At 59.7% G+C, this 17,934-nt stretch carries 20 protein-coding genes and 1 pseudogene; 8 read left to right on the top strand and 13 right to left on the bottom strand.

Annotated features, from left to right (window positions below; translation table 11 throughout):
• Positions 1 to 12: 12 nt before the first annotated feature.
• From fliJ to fliF, 5 genes are read right to left on the bottom strand one after another with little or no spacing between them, the layout of a single operon-like run.
• Entirely contained in the window at positions 13 to 462 is a 450-nt protein-coding gene (gene fliJ / locus VDP81_RS01790) for a flagellar export protein FliJ (protein ID WP_322994700.1), read from the bottom strand.
• The gene (fliI, locus tag VDP81_RS01785; RefSeq protein ID WP_323011360.1) at positions 452 to 1,918 is read right to left on the bottom strand and encodes a flagellar protein export ATPase FliI; all 1,467 of its coding nucleotides are present in this window, start codon (positions 1,916 to 1,918) and stop codon (positions 452 to 454) included. Before fliI ends, fliJ begins: the two co-directional genes overlap by 11 nt.
• Positions 1,915 to 2,688 (bottom strand): flagellar assembly protein FliH, encoded by a 774-nt coding sequence (fliH, locus tag VDP81_RS01780; RefSeq protein ID WP_322994702.1) that lies wholly within the window; start codon positions 2,686 to 2,688, stop codon positions 1,915 to 1,917. The genes fliI and fliH overlap by 4 nt, the downstream gene beginning before the upstream one ends.
• Positions 2,681 to 3,685 (bottom strand): flagellar motor switch protein FliG, encoded by a 1,005-nt coding sequence (gene fliG, locus VDP81_RS01775; RefSeq protein WP_323011359.1) that lies wholly within the window; start codon positions 3,683 to 3,685, stop codon positions 2,681 to 2,683. The genes fliH and fliG overlap by 8 nt, the downstream gene beginning before the upstream one ends.
• A complete protein-coding gene (fliF, locus tag VDP81_RS01770) occupies positions 3,672 to 5,345 on the bottom strand; it encodes a flagellar basal-body MS-ring/collar protein FliF (protein WP_323011358.1) in 1,674 nt (557 codons plus the stop codon). The genes fliG and fliF overlap by 14 nt, the downstream gene beginning before the upstream one ends.
• Before the next feature lie 394 nt (positions 5,346 to 5,739).
• Between fliF and fliE the strand changes: the two genes are divergently transcribed.
• Positions 5,740 to 6,075, top strand: coding sequence for a flagellar hook-basal body complex protein FliE (gene fliE / locus VDP81_RS01765; RefSeq protein ID WP_416233238.1), 336 nt, complete (start codon positions 5,740 to 5,742; stop codon positions 6,073 to 6,075).
• 20 nt (positions 6,076 to 6,095) lie between these two features.
• Here the strand turns inward: fliE and VDP81_RS01760 are convergent, their stop codons facing one another.
• From VDP81_RS01760 to VDP81_RS01730, 7 genes and pseudogenes are all read right to left on the bottom strand, one after another.
• Complete coding sequence (locus tag VDP81_RS01760) at positions 6,096 to 6,431, bottom strand: EscU/YscU/HrcU family type III secretion system export apparatus switch protein (protein ID WP_322994706.1); 336 nt, start codon at positions 6,429 to 6,431, stop codon at positions 6,096 to 6,098.
• Complete coding sequence (locus tag VDP81_RS01755; RefSeq protein WP_323011356.1) at positions 6,412 to 7,743, bottom strand: flagellar hook-length control protein FliK; 1,332 nt, start codon at positions 7,741 to 7,743, stop codon at positions 6,412 to 6,414. Before VDP81_RS01755 ends, VDP81_RS01760 begins: the two co-directional genes overlap by 20 nt.
• A gap of 3 nt (positions 7,744 to 7,746) precedes the next feature.
• Positions 7,747 to 8,082: a flagellar protein FliT gene (locus VDP81_RS01750; protein WP_323011355.1), complete on the bottom strand. Its 336-nt coding sequence runs from the start codon at positions 8,080 to 8,082 to the stop codon at positions 7,747 to 7,749.
• Positions 8,083 to 8,098: 16 nt separating this feature from the next.
• Entirely contained in the window at positions 8,099 to 8,530 is a 432-nt protein-coding gene (fliS, locus tag VDP81_RS01745) for a flagellar export chaperone FliS (RefSeq protein WP_322994709.1), read from the bottom strand.
• Between the two features lie 9 nt (positions 8,531 to 8,539).
• Positions 8,540 to 9,196, bottom strand: coding sequence for a flagellar filament capping protein FliD (fliD, locus tag VDP81_RS01740; protein WP_323012379.1), 657 nt, complete (start codon positions 9,194 to 9,196; stop codon positions 8,540 to 8,542).
• 409 nt (positions 9,197 to 9,605) lie between these two features.
• A pseudogene (locus tag VDP81_RS01735) lies at positions 9,606 to 9,908 on the bottom strand (flagellar cap protein FliD N-terminal domain-containing protein); the annotation flags it as partial.
• A 100-nt stretch (positions 9,909 to 10,008) separates the two neighbouring features.
• Positions 10,009 to 10,410: a flagellar protein FlaG gene (locus VDP81_RS01730; protein ID WP_323011354.1), complete on the bottom strand. Its 402-nt coding sequence runs from the start codon at positions 10,408 to 10,410 to the stop codon at positions 10,009 to 10,011.
• A gap of 194 nt (positions 10,411 to 10,604) precedes the next feature.
• Here VDP81_RS01730 and VDP81_RS01725 point away from each other — a divergent pair, with 194 nt between their 5' ends.
• The 7 genes from VDP81_RS01725 (at position 10,605) to trmD (ending at position 16,775) form a co-directional block, all read left to right on the top strand.
• Entirely contained in the window at positions 10,605 to 11,357 is a 753-nt protein-coding gene (locus VDP81_RS01725) for an RNA polymerase sigma factor FliA (protein WP_322994712.1), read from the top strand.
• 191 nt (positions 11,358 to 11,548) lie between these two features.
• A complete protein-coding gene (locus tag VDP81_RS01720) occupies positions 11,549 to 11,959 on the top strand; it encodes a hemerythrin domain-containing protein (RefSeq protein WP_323011353.1) in 411 nt (136 codons plus the stop codon).
• A gap of 125 nt (positions 11,960 to 12,084) precedes the next feature.
• Entirely contained in the window at positions 12,085 to 14,709 is a 2,625-nt protein-coding gene (gene alaS, locus VDP81_RS01715) for an alanine--tRNA ligase (protein ID WP_323011352.1), read from the top strand.
• On the top strand, positions 14,709 to 14,954 hold the full coding sequence (locus VDP81_RS01710; protein WP_322994715.1) for a sulfurtransferase TusA family protein: 246 nt from the start codon (positions 14,709 to 14,711) through the stop codon (positions 14,952 to 14,954). The genes alaS and VDP81_RS01710 overlap by 1 nt, the downstream gene beginning before the upstream one ends.
• 114 nt (positions 14,955 to 15,068) lie before the next feature.
• Positions 15,069 to 15,329, top strand: a complete 261-nt coding sequence (gene rpsP, locus VDP81_RS01705; RefSeq protein WP_322994716.1) for a 30S ribosomal protein S16 — start codon at positions 15,069 to 15,071, stop codon at positions 15,327 to 15,329.
• A 19-nt stretch (positions 15,330 to 15,348) separates the two neighbouring features.
• Entirely contained in the window at positions 15,349 to 15,969 is a 621-nt protein-coding gene (gene rimM, locus VDP81_RS01700; protein ID WP_322994717.1) for a ribosome maturation factor RimM, read from the top strand.
• Positions 15,970 to 15,995: 26 nt separating this feature from the next.
• The gene (gene trmD / locus VDP81_RS01695; protein ID WP_322994718.1) at positions 15,996 to 16,775 is read left to right on the top strand and encodes a tRNA (guanosine(37)-N1)-methyltransferase TrmD; all 780 of its coding nucleotides are present in this window, start codon (positions 15,996 to 15,998) and stop codon (positions 16,773 to 16,775) included.
• A gap of 5 nt (positions 16,776 to 16,780) precedes the next feature.
• Here trmD and VDP81_RS01690 read toward each other — a convergent pair whose 3' ends face one another.
• The gene (locus VDP81_RS01690) at positions 16,781 to 17,701 is read right to left on the bottom strand and encodes a PIG-L family deacetylase (protein WP_322994719.1); all 921 of its coding nucleotides are present in this window, start codon (positions 17,699 to 17,701) and stop codon (positions 16,781 to 16,783) included.
• Positions 17,702 to 17,934: the final 233 nt, after the last annotated feature.

The raw sequence follows: 17,934 nt of genomic DNA, 5'->3' as shown, positions 1-17,934 counted from the left end.
GCTGTGGCGTATTTAGTGAGACTGTCGCAAACGGCGGTACAGGTTGGCGGCGGCTTCGTCGCTGCTGCGCTGTTCGCGGCGCTGTTCGCGAGTCTGTAGCTGGCGCAATTGGCGCGATCTGAGGGTTTCGTAGGAATTGAGACGACGTTTTTCGTCGTGCCATTGCTGACGACCGATCTCGATACGCGTGTCGATTTGGGCGATGATTCTATTTTGCTGCGAAATGGCTTCGTCCAATGTGGCGATAAAGTGCCTAAAGTTATGGTAGTTCGAGGCGGTTACGCCGTTTTCGGTAGTATCTTGCAGGCGCTGTGTGTAATCACTGCGGTAACCATCCAGGGTGTTGAGCTGGCCCTGGGCTTCGCGGCGCTGGGTGGAGAGCTGAGCCAACAGGCGGCCAGCGTCGTCAACCTTGTCCTGGGATAGATTAATCAATACATCCAGCGAGGATTCATGCGCCATTGGTGGTCTCCTGGCCCAATACGCCTGCCAGCGCAGCCACGGCAGTCGGGTAATCGACCTGCACGTCGATGCCTTGTTGCAAATAGCCTTCGAGCCAGGGATAGCGTTCTATCGCCCGGTCGATTTCGGGATCGTTACCCGCAGTATAGGCCCCTACGGCGATCAGGTCTTGATTTCGTTGGTAGCGCGACACCATGCGCTTGAATTGGTGAACACAGCGGAACTGTTTGCTGGTGACAATGGCCGACATGACCCGTGAGATCGAAGCTTCGATGTCGATGGCGGGATAGTGGCCGGATTCAGCCAGGGTGCGTGATAGCACGATATGACCGTCCAGGATGGCACGCGCCGAATCGGCAATGGGGTCTTGCTGGTCGTCGCCTTCGGTCAGAACAGTATAGAACGCCGTGATCGAGCCGGCGGCCTGATCGCCCTGCGGGGCGCCATTGCCGGCCCGTTCGACCAGGGCGGGAAGTTTGGCGAAGACGGAAGGCGGGTAGCCCTTGGTTGCTGGCGGCTCGCCAATGGCCAGGGCGATCTCGCGCTGGGCCATGGCATAGCGCGTGAGAGAGTCCATGATCAACAGGACGTGCTTGCCTTGGTCGCGGAAGTATTCAGCCAGGCGGGTGGCATAGACTGCACCTTGAAGACGCAGCAGAGGGGATACGTCCGCCGGTGCCGCCACGACAACAGATCGCGCCAGGCCATCGGTGCCCAGGTTGAGTTCGATGAATTCCTTGACTTCGCGGCCACGTTCGCCGATCAGGCCGACGACGATGATATCTGCACGGGTATAGCGGGCCATCATGCCCAGCAAGACGCTTTTGCCGACGCCAGAGCCGGCAAACAGGCCCATGCGCTGACCGCGCCCTACGGTCAGCAGGCCATTGATGGCGCGCACGCCCACATCCAGCACGGTGTCTACCGGGGCGCGGGTCAGGGGGTTGATTTGCAGGGCCGTCAGGGGGGCCATATCAAGATTGAGCGGCAGCGGCCGACCGTCCAGAGGGCGGCCGGCACCATCGAGCACGCGGCCCAGCAGGGCGTTGCCGACAGGCAAATGGCGCGCCTGGTCGGTGCCTGGTGTGGTGACGATATCAGGCAAGGCGTGGGTCGGCAGGGGAACCGGGTCCAGCAGCAGGGATTCTGTGGGGACGACGCGCGCGCCAGGCCGCAGGCCGGTGATGTCGCTTTGCGGCATCAGGTATAGCGTGTCGGCATGAAAGCCAACAACTTCGGCGTCTGCCCAAAGATCCCTGCCGGGGGAGACTTGAACGCGGCAGGCAGCCCCCACGGGCAGTTGCAGTCCCGTGGCTTCCAGCACCAGCCCGGTGGCGCGGGTGACGCGCCCCTGGCGGCGGGTGGCTTGGCGGGCTTCGATGCGTTGTTCGCAGGCCTGCAGTTGTGCGCGCCAGCGGGCCCCGGCGCTGTCCAGCAGGCCGTCGGGCGTGTTCATGGCTGCCTCGGGGTCTGGCCCAACGCCGAGATGACTCGCTGCCAGCGGGTTTCGAGCGTGGCATCCACGGATCCGAGCGTAGTTTCGGTAATGCAGCCGCCGCGACTGATGCGCTCGTCGGCAATCAGGCGGTAGTGCAGATGATCCGGGTCCTTTTGCAAGAAAGCTTGCACCAGATCCAGGTCATCGGGGTTCAGCCGCAGGCTAAGGGGAGCGCCGGGTTCGGGGCGGGACTGCAGCACGTCCTGGATCAGGTCGAGTATATGTTCCGGATGTTCGCGCAACTGGGTTTGGAGCACTTGCTCGGCGATACGGGTGGCCAGCTGGATGAGGGCTTGGCCCACTTCTTCTTCGAGATGGTTGAGGGCTTGGGCGCAGGCATGGGCCAGCGTATCCAGGCGGGCGGATTGGGCCTGGATTTGCGCTTGGCCTTCGGTCAGGCCGGTTGTCAGGCCTTCTGCATGGCCTGTGGCGCGGCCTTCTTCCAATCCCTGGGCCAGCCCTGCCGTGTGGCCTGCTGCCAGGCCTTCGGCGTGGCCTGCCGTCTGACCCGCATTGAATCCGGCTTCGTAGCCTTGGGCGGCAGCGGCTTCGCGGGCCTGGGCCAGGGCAGCCGCCCGGCGGCGCAGCGCGTCGGCCTGTTGTGCCTGGGATGCGCTGGTGTTTTGCTCGGCGGAGCGTTGGCGTGCGCGCAGGGATTCGAGCGACTCCATTTCCCAGCGCTGCCAGCGGGCTCGCGTGCGTAGGTCCATGGAGGGTTTGTCAGACATACTGATCGTTGCCCATGGTCAGATTGATCTGACCCGCATCGGCCAGCTTTCTGGCCACTGCCAGAATGGCCTTTTGTTCAGTTTCGACGCGCGACATACGCACGGGACCCTGGGCGTCCAGGTCGTCGCGCAGGATTTCGGCAGCGCGGTTGGACATGTTCTTGAAGAACTTCGCGCTGAGTTCCTCGCCGGCGCCCTTCAGGGCAATCGTCAGTGAAGAAGTATCGATTTCCTTGAGGATGAGCTGGATGGCGGCATCTTCGACGTCGGCCAGGTTGTCGAAGACGAACATCTCGTCGACGATGCGCTGGGCCAGGTCGGCATCGATTTCGCGCAGACTGCTGACCACGGCTTCCTCTTCGGATGTGTTCATGAAGTTGAGGATCTCGGCCGCTGTGCGTACCCCGCCCATCTTCGAGCGTTTTGCGCCCTGGCCGGACAGGACTTCGTTGAGCACTTCGGTGAGTTCGTGCAAGGCGGCGGGCTGGACGCCGCCGAAAGTGGCAATGCGCATCATCACGTCGTTGCGGATGCGCTCGTTCAGCAGGGCCAGAATGGCCGAGGCGCGGTCGCGTTCGAGGTGAACCAGAATCGTGGCGATGATCTGCGGGTGTTCGCCCGCAATGAGTTCGGCCACGTTGGCGGGCTCCAGCCAGTTCAGGGCATCGATGCCGGAACCGCTGCTCTCGGTGCCGGCCTCCAGGATATCTTCGATGAGGCTGGCGGCGCGATCGGTGCCCAGCGCTTTGGTCAGCACCGAACGGATGTAATCGTCAGAACCCAGTGTGACGGCCATGAATTGGTCGGCCTCGCGGCGGAAGTCCTCGAGCACCTGGTCGACATCGGCGCGGGTCACTTGCTTCAGGTTTGCCATGGCCGAACCGATCTGCTGGACTTCACGCGAAGACAGATACTTGAAGACCTCAGCGGCGGCGTCTTCGCCGAGGGACATCATGAGAATCGCGCAGCGATTAAGGTCGACTTCAGGATTTGGCATTTTTTGGGTCCATCCAGGATCGCAACACCATGGCGACGGCACGCGGGTCGCGTTGGGCGAGTTCGCGGGCGGTGTCCAGGTTTTCCTCGTAGCGGTTCATTTCTGTGGCGCGTAGTTCGTCCTGGCGGCGCTGTTCGCGCATGGTTTCCAGGTGGGACTCGTTTTTCACGCGCTCGACCTGGGCGTTGGCAAAGCCCTGGACAATCGGGCGCACGATGGAGCGCCACAGGATGAACAATACCACCAGGATCAGCAGGATTTTGCCGGCTTGCAGGGCCTGGTCCTGGTAGACAGGGTTTTCCCAGGGCTTATAAGTGGGTTCCTGGTTGGTGAATTCGCTATTGACCACGCTCAGTGTATCGCCGCGCTCGGGCGAATAGCCCATGGCTTGTTTGACCAGGGCGTTGATGTTGTCCATTTCGGACTGGTCCAGCGGCGATGCCGCACCGTCCTTGTTGCGGTAGTTGACCACCACCGCGACGGACAGGCGTTGTAGCGTGCCTAGCTCGTGCTTGACGTGGCTGATGGTGCGATCGATTTCGTAGTTGATCGTGGCGTCATCGCGCACGGAACCCCGGGGGCTGGGTACAGGGATGCCATTCAGCGTCAGTGCGGGGGGTGCCTGGACCGGGTTTTGGGCATTGTTTGTATTGGCGCCCGGCGCGGCGGGGGCAGCAGGCGGAGTCTGGATGGGGGCCGTGGCATTGGCGGGCGGCTGATTGCTGAGGGCACCTGGCACGCCGCCTGGAGAGAGCATGTCGTTATCGACTGCTTCGCTGGTTTGCTTGCTGCGGATAGCGGCCGATCCCGGGGTTTCGTTGGGACGGTAGACCTCGGAGGTTTGCTCGCGCTGGGAGAAATCCACATTGGCGCTGACCTGGGCGCGTACATTGCCATAGCCCACAATGGGATTGAGCAAGGTCAGAATGCGCTGTGAGGTGCGCTGCTCGATGTCGCTGATGAAGTTGCGGCGGGTGCTGTCCATAGCCGCCTCGCCGCTGGGGCTGGATAGCAGGTGTCCGTCCTGATCGACAATCGAGACATTTTCGGCATTGAGCTGGGGCACGCTGGATGAAACCAGCCAGGTAATGGCCGAGACCTGGGACTCGCTGAGGCTGCGCGATGGAAAGAGTGTGACCAGCACCGAAGCGGTGGGCGGTTCCCGGTCACGCACGAACAGGGACTGACGCGGGATGGCCAAGTGGACCCGGGCAGATTTGACTGGCTGCAGAGCCTCGACCGAGCGCGAGAGTTCGCCTTCCAGAGCGCGTTGGTAGGTGACCTGTTCGGAGAATTGGCTGGCGCCGAACTGGGCCTTGTCCAATAGTTCGAAGCCGACGCTGCCGCCGCGTGGCAGGCCTTGTTCGGCGAGCTGCAGACGCAGGGAGTAGACCTGTTCGGCGGGCACCAGAATGGTGGCCCCATTGTCGGCAAATTGATAGGGGATGTTGCGCTGGTTCAGAATGTTGACAATGGCACCACCGTCGCGTGACTCGACGTTGGAGAACAGCGCCTTGAAGTCGGGCTGGCGCATCCACATCGAGGCGACCACCAGCAGGGCGATCAGGGCGGCGCCGAGGCCGAGTAGTAGCGGGCGAGGCAGCGATGCGAGGCGCGCCAAAGCAGGATTCTGATTCATCCAGGTGGGAATTGGGTTCATCGAGACAGAAAAGCAGAGGAGGACGTCAAGCAGCGCCCTGGCCGGGAAGCGTCGGTCTGGTTGGTGTGCATGCTGATGCGGCAGTATGGAAGATGGATGGCGGCCATTATCGCGAGAATTGCCCGGTGACCAAGCCCGGAAAAGCCCGGTCTTTGGGGCTTAGTTAAGATGATCCCGTCACAAAAAATATCCGGACGACATGGCCGGGTGGATTTTGGCGGGCGTGCTAATCAAGCTGAAATGCGAGCAAACGGAACAAATCGCCGAAACAGGCGGTGCTTGCCCCCTTTATTAAACAAGTATCAAGCAAGGAATATGGCGTATAGTACAACGCTGTTGCGGTCTTGTGACTGCAGACTACTGATTTGCTTCATTTTATAACGGCATCCGGATGATTAATTCCCAGGCACTCGCCAGCGTCGAAAACCTGTTGTCCCAGATGCGCTCGGTCGCTCGAGCGTCACAGGGGCTGGCTATCCAGCCCCAGACTTCGGTGTCGCCTCAGTCCGGTGGCTTTGCCGCTGAACTCGCCCGTTCGTTGAATCGGGTCTCCGAAGCGCAGAATGCCGCCAATGTGCAGGCTCAGAAATTCCAGATGGGTGATCCCGGCATATCCCTGAGTGACGTCATGATCGATCTGCAAAAGGCCGGCTTGTCGTTCCAGGCGACTGTACAAGTGCGTAATCGCCTGGTAGAAGCCTATAAAGAAATCGCCAATATGGCGATTTGATGACCCTGATTTGATGGCCCTTAGCGGGCTGCTTCCGTCGGCCCAAGCTGCCTGGGCTGGAAATCCTTTTTGATGAGACTCTGGTCGCTTCCGTCCAGAGCGTATAGCCACGCCAGCAGTTCGGCGATGGCAATATAGAGTTTCGGCGGGATGTGGGAATCCAGGTCGACTTGCATCAACAAACTGACCAGTTCTGGTGATTCGTGCACGTACAAGCCGTTTTCCTGGGCCGTTTGGATAATGGTTTCGGCCAATGTGCCATAGCCCTTGGCCACCACCCTGGGGGCTTGGTCATCGGGATCATAGGCGACGGCGACTGCGGTCGACCGTTGAGGATCAGGGGGTCGTGACGGCATCTGGCTCGGTATCCGGAGTATCGGCGCTTGTGGTGGTGCCGGGTTCGTGGGCCAGGATGGCCAGTTGGCTGGCCTGCAGGCCCTGGGCCAGCAGTCGGGATCGTAGTGGTTCGACGGATTGGCTGAGGCGCTCAGCCGACTGGGGAGCGACCAGCCGCATCACCAGTTGATCGCCAGACAGGTTCAGGCGCGCCTGGATCTCACCCAGTGTCGGTAATTGCAGAGTCAGTCGGGTTGCCCAGTGCTCTTGGTCCACGGCAGGGTCCTGATCGTCGCCTGGTTGGCGTCTTTGGACTTCGCATTCCATTTCGGCGCCGGGCCAGGCCTCGCCTTGCCAGATAAAGCCTTGATTGGCCAGCACATCTAATTGCTGGCGCACCATCAGTTGTGCCTGAGGGTCAATGACGGGCACTGGGGCTTGGTGGGTAGGGGCGGAACTGCTTTGTGCGGCCTGCTGGCTGGCCGAGCCGGTGGTTGCCTGATGATTGGGCTGGCTGGCAGGATCTGCCTGTGGCAGCTGAGATTGCTGGATCAGCGCCGACAGGGATGCAGGGATACGGGCCTGGGGGAGGGTCTGCTGGTTCGAGGGAGCAGCTTGGGGATTTTGGGGAGGGATTTGGCCCTGAGGCTCCTGGCGGAGTGCGTGTGAGGTGGTCTTGCCGGCTGCCAACTGGGCCAGATGGGATTCGTAGAACAAGCCGCTGCCCTGGATGGATTGTGATAAAGCCTGGGAAAACTGGGCGGCCAGGGCACCTGGTTGATTCAGGTTGCTGGCCATTTGTGCCCACACCTGGTTGGGACCAGCAGCAGGCATGCCTCGAGGGGCGGATGACGTCGGCGCTGTCTGTGCCTGCCCGCCAGTAGAGGCGGCAGGCCCGGGCTGCTGTCCGCCACTGGGGGATGGCAGCAGGGGGGTGCGGCCCTGGATGGGCTGGCCACCTTGTGGGTAGTGGTTGAGCAGCGCCAGGATGATGCGTGCCGCATAGCCCAGTGTCGTGGGGGCGGATTGTGTGGTGCCCTGAAAGGTTGTGGAGCGGCCCAGCAGGTTGTCCAGCTGCATTTCGCGCGTGGCTTTACTACCAATCAGAGCGCGGCGCTGGCCTTCGGCATTGGCCTGATCCACCGATTCGCGTGTGCTGCGGTGGGCGGGGTTTTGCAGGGCGCCGGGGTTTTCGGGATTATTTGGCTGTGGTACGGCCTGAGGGCCTGCCCCCGAACTGATATTGGCCTGTTGGCCCAGCGTGATCCCCAGTGCGGCGTCCAAGCGCTGGACCAGCAGGGTGCCGAGGTTGGAGGGGGCTCCGATGCTCATGGCTTATTGGGGACGCACGGTGCTGTAGTACGTTTGTAAAACAGTCCGTTGTCGTTTAATAGTGCCCAGCAGATGGCTCAGGCGGTCAAGCTCGGGGGTCACCAACTGGCGGATGTGGGCGTCGTCATCCAGAATCTGTGTGAGCAGGTTGCGGCGGGCTTCGCGCTGGTCGTCATCCAGGGGTTCCAACTGCCGCAGGCGGTCAACGGCCTGGTAGTACTGGGTTCCCAGGTCTACAAGTTCGTCCCACTGTTGCGCCTCTGCCAGTTTAAGCATGCTGGCAGAGATATCTGCGATGGCCTGGTAGTGCTGCAGCACGGTGTTTTGTGGCGTCGGCAATTGCAATCATCCTGGCTTAGCTGCTGGAGGAGGAGGGCTTGAACGCCGGGTCGGCAGCGGTATACCAGGCGTCGGCCAGATCAGCCAGCTGTTTTTCAGCAGTGGCGAGTTTATCGGCGTCGTTATGCAGATTAGCCAGCATCAGGTCGCGGATGATGATCTCGTAGGAGGCAATCAGCAGGCGCGCAACTTCGCCGCCGCGTTCGGTGCTGACGCCGGCCTTCAGGCCGGAGTCAACAATATCGATAGCCTTGGAAAGCGCCTTGCCGCGTTCGGCGGTGTTGCCAGCCTGCAGGTAATGACGGGCCTGAGCGATCGAAGTGAGCGCCCCCCGGAACAGCAGGGAAATCAGGCGCTCGGGCGTGGCGCCCAGCACCTCGGTCTCGAGGCCGATGGTGGCGTAGGACCCGGTGGCCCGGGCTGACCGAGAGCGTGGTGCGTATGTCATGGCGTTAGGTTATTTTTGAGCGCTAAGGGCACTAAGCTGCTGCGTCAGGTAGCTACTGAGCGTGTTCATTTGGCTGACCATGACGTCGAGCTGCGTGAACTGGGCGCGGTAGGTGTCCATGCGTTGGTTGATGCGTTCGCCCGTGGCTTCGAACTGTTTTTTGATGTCGGCCACTGTTTTTTCCATACTGGTTGTGGTTGTGGTCAGCATGCCGTCGGATTTGATAAAGCTGTCGGCCATGTCGACGACGCGCTTGGAGATACCCGTATCGCTGGAAAACAGGGATTTCACGCCTTCGGTGTCTTCTGCCAGGGCCTTGTCGAGTTTAGCGCTATCGATGGTCAGTTCACCGGTCTTGGAGTTGGTGTTGATGCCGATTTCGCCCAAATTGGTATTGCCAACAACACCAAAACCGCTGGAAATTGCGTCGCGCATGCGATTCTGGATAGAACGCGCGATGCTGTCGCCGGTGAGGGGCGAGGATTTCTGGGCATCGACATCGTAAGAGGTTTGGGATTTGATGGTGCCCAGCAGGCCGTTATAGGCCTTGACGAAGTCCTCGATGGCTGATTTGGCGACCGAAGGATCCTGAGTCAAGCTGAGGCTGGTGGCTTCCGTGGTGGTCTTGTTCAGCGTCAGGGTGACGCCGTCGATCACGTCTTCGATGGTATTGGTTTGGCTGCTGATGGCAATGCCATTGATGCTGAGAGAGGCATTCGCAGCGGCGGATACCGCAGGATTGCCTCCGGCAGCGCTGTTGTACCCCAGAAAATTCTGCAGGTTCGGTATTGCCGTCCACCTGGATTTTGCTGACAGCTGCTTCGGTGCCGGTGTCGCGGTTGGTCAGCAGCAATTGGTATTGCGAGCCATTCGTGCCGTTGTTGACGATGGTGGCGTTGACGCCCAGGTCGGGGTTGCTGTTGATGGCCTTGACCAGGCCGTCCAGCGAGGTGTCCTTGCCGGCGAGATCCAGGGTTTTTTCTTCGCCGTTGACCGTGAAGGTGATCTGGCCGTCGGTGCCGATGGCATCGGTGCGGCTACCCTGGCCACCGTAAACCAAGGTTTGGGCGGCTGCCAGGGAGTCGACCTGGATGGAGTACTGGCCCGCGATGGCCTTATTGGTGGTGCTGACGGAAAATGCATCCGAACCGGCTTTGGCGGCGATACTGCCAAAGGCATCGGTCTTGCCGACGGCTTCGGCAGCTTTTTGAAAGGACGCGATGGAGTCTTTGAGCTTGCCATAGCTGGAGACCTTGCTTTCGGCGGCTGTTTGACGGCTTTTGATGACGGCCAGAGCTTGGTTTTCATTCTTCTGCAGGTCTTGCAGAAGTTGCGTGAGGGGTAGGCCGGAAAGACCGATGGAAGATATGCCTGCCATGATAAGGACTCCTTGGTGCCATTGTGCGCCGGATCAATCTGGATGGAACTGGCGCTGAGGGCTGTGTAATTTAATTAATTGGTTGTGTGCGGTACTGTCATCAGGCCTGGGTGTCGACACCAGCCCCTTGTAGTTGCACGATCATTTTTGCGATGCGCAGCATGGCCTCGGAGGGGATCGTCTTGATGACGTCGCCACTGACGTTGTCTACGATAGAGACCACCAGTTGCTGGGCGTCTTTGTCCATTTCGAAGCGCACCCCGGTGGACCAGGCTTTCAGGCTGTCGTTCACTGATTCCAAGGCCTTTTCCAGCGAGGACTGGGGGTTGGATTGGAGTGCTGCATCTTGTTGTCGGGCCTGCCGGGAGGCGATGGCGCGGGCGTCTTCAGCCGGGGTGACTTGAACGGCGGGTTCTACTTGGGTGCCCGTAGCGCGGTCTGTCGTCACGACGGGCAAACCCAGGCTGGCCGGGGAGAGCTGATTGCCAATGGAGTGAATCATGAGCGTTCCTTTGCGGAGGACTTCCATGTGAGCCAATGAAACCGACTGAATGGGCCCCAAAGTAATGGGATGAAATGTCTTCGTTGAATATTACGGCAGGCAATAGGAAAAGTTTAGTCATGTAGCGCGTGATCACAGCATGTGGTCTGCTTAGGGCATACTTACATTTTACGTTGTCTATGACGGTTTGTGCGATGCCCCTGTCCGAGGATCAGCTGATTGCCCAATATGCGCCCCTGGTGCGTCGTCAGGCATTAGGCCTGATTGGCCGCTTGCCGGCTAATGTAGAGCTTGATGATTTGATGCAGGCTGGCATGATGGGGCTGCTCGATGCCGTGCGCCGCTATCAGCAGCAGGCTGATGCGCAGTTCGAAACCTATGCCATCACCCGCATTCGGGGGGCCATGTTGGATGAATTGCGCAGTCAGGATTGGTTGCCGCGCAGTGTGCGCACTAAGTCCCGCGCCATCGAGACCGCTGTCCGTGCCCTGCACCATCAGTTGATGAGAGCCCCGACAGATAGCGAAATCGCCGACGAGATGGGGTTGGATCTGGCGCAATATCATTTGATGCTGGATGATGCCCAGGGGATGCAAGTATTGATGGTCGAAGACCTGGCCGCACACCGTGAGGGCACCGATGGTGGGGCCATGCTGGATTTGATTGCGGGGGATGCCGGAGCCAATCCGCTGGACTGGCTGATGCGCGATGGCTTGCGCCATGCCCTGATTCAGGCAATTCAGAATCTTCCCGAGCGCGAGCAGCTATTGCTGTCCTTGCAGTTCGAACAGGATCTGAACCAAAAAGAAATCGCTGTGGTCTTGCAGGTCACCGAGGGGCGGGTGTCCCAGTTGCGCTCCCAGGCAGTCGCGCGTATCCGCGCCTGGTTGTCCAGCCATGCCTGGGAGCCCGAGGCAGGTGAGACCGATTATGAAAACCTGCTTTGAAGCGCGGTCTGCGCTGTTGCTGCGGTAAGTGTGATCGGGCGGCAGCTCTGAACGATCGTTGATTCGTTATCCTGTTCGGGACGCTTTTCTCTTGTTTACTGAGAACGAAACTTGTTCCAGGTTAAAGATTCATGTAATATATATCTTATACGGTTCAAACAACCGCTTCATACTGAAGAGAGACTCTCGTCATGAATATCGACCGCTTCAAAAATCATCACACCGAAATCCTCAGTGGCATTGCTGTCTTGCGCAAGTTAGCGCATCAGGGGGTTGCTGACTATGCAATCGATATCGCCCAGGAACTCAAGGCCTTGTCGCAGGTGGTCACGCAGCACCTGGCCATCGAAGATCGCATTCTCTATCCTTCGCTAGAGCGCAGTGGCGATGGCCGCATGGCCCAAATGAGCCGTACCTACCAAAACGACATGCAGGGTATTGCCACGTCCTTCATCAATTTTTCGCGCCGCTGGAGCAACATCGCTTTATTGCAGAAAAACCCGGATGGTTTCCGGGACGAGGCCAATCAGGTCTTGAAAAATGTACACACGCGCATGGTGCGCGAAAACCACGAGTTTTACCCCGCCATCGAGTCGATGTAGGCGGGTTGCCGTCTACTGCATACCCTCTGACGGACGCTGCCAGGCAGGTGGTTGCAGGCATTCGTACACGGGTCTCGGCCATTCTATATAATGGCCGACTAGTTTCCCCCGCTGTGGCCAAACGCATGAAAACCTCCGAAATCCGTCAGAAATTCCTATCCTTCTTTGAATCCAAGGGGCATCAGGTCGTGCCGTCGTCGCCGTTGGTGCCGGGTAACGATCCCACCTTGCTGTTCACCAATGCTGGCATGGTGCAGTTCAAAGACGTCTTTACGGGTAAAGACAAGCGACCCTATCATCGTGCGACCACCTCGCAGCGCTGTGTGCGCGCAGGGGGTAAGCACAACGATCTGGAAAATGTGGGTTATACCGCACGGCACCACACATTTTTCGAGATGCTGGGCAATTTCAGCTTTGGTGATTATTTCAAGCAAGACGCCATTATCTATGCCTGGACATTGCTGACCGAGGTCTATGGCTTGCCCAAGGAAAAGCTTTGGGTCACGGTCTACCACGAGGACGACGAGGCCTACGACATCTGGGCCCAGCAGGTGGGGGTGCCTACCGAACGCATTATCCGCATCGGCGACAACAAGGGTGCGCGCTATGCTTCGGATAATTTCTGGCAGATGGCCGATACCGGGCCCTGTGGGCCTTGTTCCGAGATCTTCTACGACCATGGTCCCGAAATCTGGGGTGGTCCTCCGGGCTCGCCTGAAGAAGATGGCGATCGCTACATCGAGATCTGGAACCTGGTGTTCATGCAGTTCGAGCGCGATGCCCAGGGCACCATGCATCCGCTGCCCAAGCCCTGTGTGGACACAGGGATGGGATTGGAACGCATTGCCGCCGTGCTGCAGCACGTGCACTCCAACTACGAAATCGATCTGTTCCAGAGCCTGATTCATGCGGCGGCCCGCGAGACGGGTACCGCCGACCTGTCCGATAATTCCTTGAAGGTCATTGCAGACCATATCCGGGCGTGCAGTTTTCTGGTGGTGGATGGCGTCATTCCGGGTAACGAAGGCCGAGGTTATGTGCTGCGCCGCATTATCCGTCGTGCCTTGCGTCATGGGCATAAACTGGGCCAGAAGGGCGTGTTCTTCTACCGTTTGGTGGCGGACCTGGTGGCCCAGATGGGCGAGGCCTACCCAGAGCTTGCCCAGCAGCAGGCCCGTGTCGAGCAAGTCTTGCGTCAAGAAGAAGAACGCTTTGGCGAGACCTTGGAAAACGGCATGCGTATACTGGAATCCGCGCTGGCGGATCTGGCCGATGGCCAGCCACTGGATGGCCAGACGCTATTTACTTTGTATGACACCTATGGCTTTCCGGTGGACCTGACGGCCGATATTTGTCGCGAGCGCAAGATTCAGGTCGATCTGGATGGCTTCGAAGCCGCCATGACGCATCAGCGTGAGCAGGCCCGTGCCGCCGGCAAATTCAAGGCCGTCGCCGACTTGAGCTACGCTGGGGTCGACACACAGTTTGATGGCTACGAACATCTGGATGGCCAGGCGACGATTACCGCGCTATACGTGGAAGGCACATCAGTGCCGTCCATTGCCCAGGGGCAAGAAGCCGTGGTGGTGTTGGATGCCACGCCTTTTTATGCCGAATCCGGTGGCCAAGTTGGCGATACCGGCCTGATTTTTCTGGCAGGTGTGCGTTTTCAGGTGGCTGATACCCAGAAAATCCAGCGCACTGTGTCTGGCCACCATGGCACTTTGCTGGAAGGCGCTTTGTCAGTGGGCGACGCGGTGCAGACGCGGGTGGATGCGGCGCGCCGCGTCGATATCATGCGCAATCACTCGGCCACGCATTTGATGCACAAGGCCTTGCGCCAGGTGTTGGGTGAGCACGTGCAGCAGCGTGGTTCTTTGGTGGACCCCGACAAGACGCGTTTTGACTTTGCGCATGACGCCCCCATGACAAGCGAACAAATCACCCAGGTCGAAGCCATCGTCAATGATGAAATCCTGGCCAATCAGGCGGTTCGCACGCAGCATCTCAGCTATGACGAGGCCGTGGCCGGGGGCGCCATGGCGCTGTTTGGCGAAAAATATGGCGATGTCGTGCGGGTGCTGGATATTGGCTTTTCGCGCGAATTGTGTGGGGGTACGCACGTCGCCCGCACGGGGGATATCGGCCTGTTCAAGATTGTTGCCGAGGGCGGCGTGGCCGCAGGCATCCGCCGTGTCGAAGCCATCACCGGGCGTCCTGCGCTGGCCTGGGTCCAAGGCACTCAGGACATGCTGGCGCATGCCGCCAGCCTGCTCAAGACCCAGCCGACCGGAGTGCCCGAGCGCATCCATGCCTTGCAGCAGCAGACACGCCACCTAGAGCGCGATTTGCAGCGTCTGCAGGATAAGCTCGCCGCCGCCGCAGGGTCCGATCTGGCGTCGCAGGCAATTCAGGTGGGGGGGGTCAATCTTTTGGCCACCCGCTTGAATGGGGTTGATCCCAAGGCTTTGCGCGGCATGGTCGATCAGTTGAAGTCCAAGCTCTCCAATGCGGTCATCCTGTTGGCGACGGTCACCGATGATCGCATCAGCTTGGTGGCGGGTGTCAGTCCTGAACTGACTGCGCGCGTCAAGGCAGGTGATTTGCTCAGTGCGGTTGCCACGCAGGTGGGCGGCAAGGGTGGTGGGCGGCCCGATATGGCCATGGGCGGCGGCACTGATGTCGCCGCGCTGGACGGTGCCGTGGCATCGGTATCGGTCTGGCTGGCGGATCGCCTGAAGGCTGCCTGATGCCTATGGAATTACCTCAGGCGGATCAGGAAATCGACGCGCAGGGTTTAAACTGTCCCTTGCCTATTCTGCGTACCAAGAAAGCCCTGGCCCAGATGCAAAGCGGCCAGGTGCTGGCGGTGCTGACTACCGATGCGCACGCTGGCCGTGATTTCCAGGCCTTTTGCCAGCAGACCGGAAACATTCTGCTGGCCCAGCAGCCGCGAGACGATGCGGTGTTGGTGCATTATGTGCGCAGACGGTAGTTAGATTGTTGTTTTTTTAGCGGCTGGCAGTATGCCAGCTGTATTCTCGTTGCGAAAGCCAGGCCTCTAGTGCTAGAATTTCGTGTTTTACATCGGTTTATCAAAGGATTATCAATGGTTGTGATTCGTCTGGCCCGCGGCGGCTCGAAGAAGCGTCCCTTCTACAATGTCGTTGCTGCCGATTCGCGCAATCGCCGCGATGGCCGTTTTATCGAACGCGTGGGGTTTTATAACCCGCTCGCCGGCGAGAGCCAGGAAAGCCTGCGTCTGTCTCTGGATCGCGTGCAGCATTGGGTTTCCAATGGCGCCCAGCTGTCCGGTACGGTAGACCGTCTGGTCAAGGAATACACCGCCAAGGTCGCCACAGCTGCCTGATTCAGCTAAGATTCCCGATATGAGTCTCCATTCCTCGTCTGGCACCACGCCGGACGATCTGGTCGAGGTCGGTCGGGTGACGGGCGCCCACGGGGTGCGTGGTTGGGTCAAGATTCAGCCATATTCCCCTCAGGCCGAAGCTTTGCGTCATGCGCCTGTCTGGTGGCTGAAAGCGCCGGATTCCCTCTCGGGGTCTGGCGCCTTGTGGCGCCAGGATGGTGTCCAGGTGACAGAGTGTCGCTTTGGGGGGCAGTTTTTGCTGGCCCAGCTGCAGGGCACCGCTGATCGTGATGCGGCAGAGACTCTGCGCGGGCACAGCGTGTGGGTGCCAAGAGCAGCCTTTCCTGCGGCCGACGACGACGAATACTATTGGATCGATCTGCTTGGCTGTGATGTTTATGCCCAGGCAGCCGATGGCCGTTCTGTGCTGTTGGGGCAGGTGGCCCAGGTGCTGGACAATGGCGCCCATGCGGTGCTGCAGGTGCATTGTGGCGAATATGTATCACCGGACGAATTTCAGGCTCGTCTGGATGCAAAGCAGCGTCCCGTGCAGGTTCTGGTGCCCTTTGTGGCGGCGCATGTGTTGCAGGTCGATATGCCAAATCGGCGTATTGACAGCAACTGGCCCATCGAATTCTGACCGCGCCCGGCGCGGTTTTTTTATCCATGCGTTTTGATCTGATTACCCTGTTTCCCGACATGTGTGCCGCGCTGCGTGAGCACGGGGTCAGCGGCCGCGCCCATCAACGCGGCCTGTGGACGCTGCACGCCTGGAATCCACGCGATTTCACCCATGATGCGCATCGCACCGTGGATGATCGGCCTTTTGGCGGTGGGCCAGGCATGGTCATGATGGCTGAGCCCCTGGCGCTGGCTGTTCAGGCGATCCGTGCCGATCGACTACAGGCAGGGGTGGATTCACCGGATCAGGTAGCGCCGGTGGTGTTGCTCTCGCCTGCGGGCCAGGTCCATCATCAGGCCCAGGCGCGTGGCTGGGCGGGGGGAACGGGGGCGATCCTGGTGTGTGGCCGCTACGAAGGCATAGATCAGCGCTTTATTGATCATTATGTGGATCAGCAAGTGTCCTTGGGGGATTTTGTGCTCTCGGGGGGGGAGCTTGCCGCCCTGGTGCTGATCGACAGCGTGGTGCGGCTGCTGCCCGGGGTGCTGCACGACGCTGAGTCTGCTGAGCAGGATTCCTTTAATCCTGCCCTGACGGGACTGCTGGATAGTCCGCACTACACGCGGCCCGAAGTCTGGCGGGATCAGGTCGTGCCGGAGACCTTGCTCTCTGGTCATCATGCCCGTATTCAGGCCTGGCGTCGTCAGCAATCCTTGCATCTGACCCAGGCCGAGCGGCCTGATCTGGTCGAGCAGGCGCGTGCGGCAGGCGGACTCAGCCGCCAGGATGAAGCCTGTCTGGATGCGCTGGATAAGGCCCGCTGATCACGTCAGTCCGGTTTCAATGTCTTGTTTAAAGGCAGGTGATATTGGCGCCAGACCCACGCGGCTTCGGGGCCATGGGGCCGCGCACATCGGGCCTGAACAGGGCAATAACGCCAGTCGTTGGCCATATAGCGCAAGAAAGTCACAGTCTTGAGCGCTTTGGCTGCAGGGGACAGGTTGGCGGGCAGCTCCTGGCTTGGATAACCCAGATAGGCTTGTTGGTGATAGGAGCCGGGCGCTTCTTGCATGGCTTCGTTGACCAGGCGAGCACTGGCGATATGATCCGGGTGGTCGTGGCCACGACAGCGCCAACATAGTTTTTGGTATGGAATCTGGATGGAGGCATCCATCAGGCGGACCTCGTTGGGTCGCACTGCCTGGATAAGCTGCGCCAGCCAATCGACCAGATCATTCCGGCTGTAAGTTTGCTCATAGGGCGCATCCGTGCGGATATTGGTGCCGGGAGTCGATTCCAACAGGCTTAGTGGCGTCAGGCTACCCCAGCCGGCGCCCAGCCAGGGGTCGGGGATACGCAGCATCAACAAGTGGATGCGCGGTTGATCCCGCAGAACGTGACGCACGACAGGCTTGTTCATCACCGTCCAGCTGCTGGTGATCCAGCGATTGGCGACCCCTGCCATATGGGCATAGGCGGCCTGGATGCCGCGTTCGCGGGCCAATAAATAAGGCAGACCGCTGCCACGATCGCCTGAGGTCAGGTATACCGTCCAGACGCAGCGACCTTGGTGGATGGCGTTGGATTGATCCGGGTTCATGAACAGCAGATCGTCATCTGGGTGGGCCACGATGGCCAGTACCGTCCCGCGCTCGCAGGCGGCGGGTGTCGCTTGGACTGGGCTAGGGCCTGACAATATCAGACCAATGCACAGACAGAAATAGGCTACAAAACTGGGTTGTCTGCGCATGACGGTTCGGGGGTGGAGTGTGGGCTGAGGAAGTGATGCGCCATGACGCGGTGGGCCGATGAGTTTTTCGGCGCTAACCATATCAATGGCATGGTCTTGATCTAAAGCAAATCTATCTCTTGCCTACTTTTGTATGATTATCCAGACAAAGCCAGCATTCTCGCTTGCTGCATCTGGATTTAAACACACGAACCAAGCAGACAGGGCACTGGGCTTTGTCCTTATTGACGCCA

This window comes from Castellaniella sp., assembly GCF_034675845.1.
Taxonomy (GTDB): domain Bacteria; phylum Pseudomonadota; class Gammaproteobacteria; order Burkholderiales; family Burkholderiaceae_B; genus Castellaniella.
Note: the sequence above shows the minus strand (reverse complement) of the source record. Positions and strands in the feature narration are given on the sequence as shown.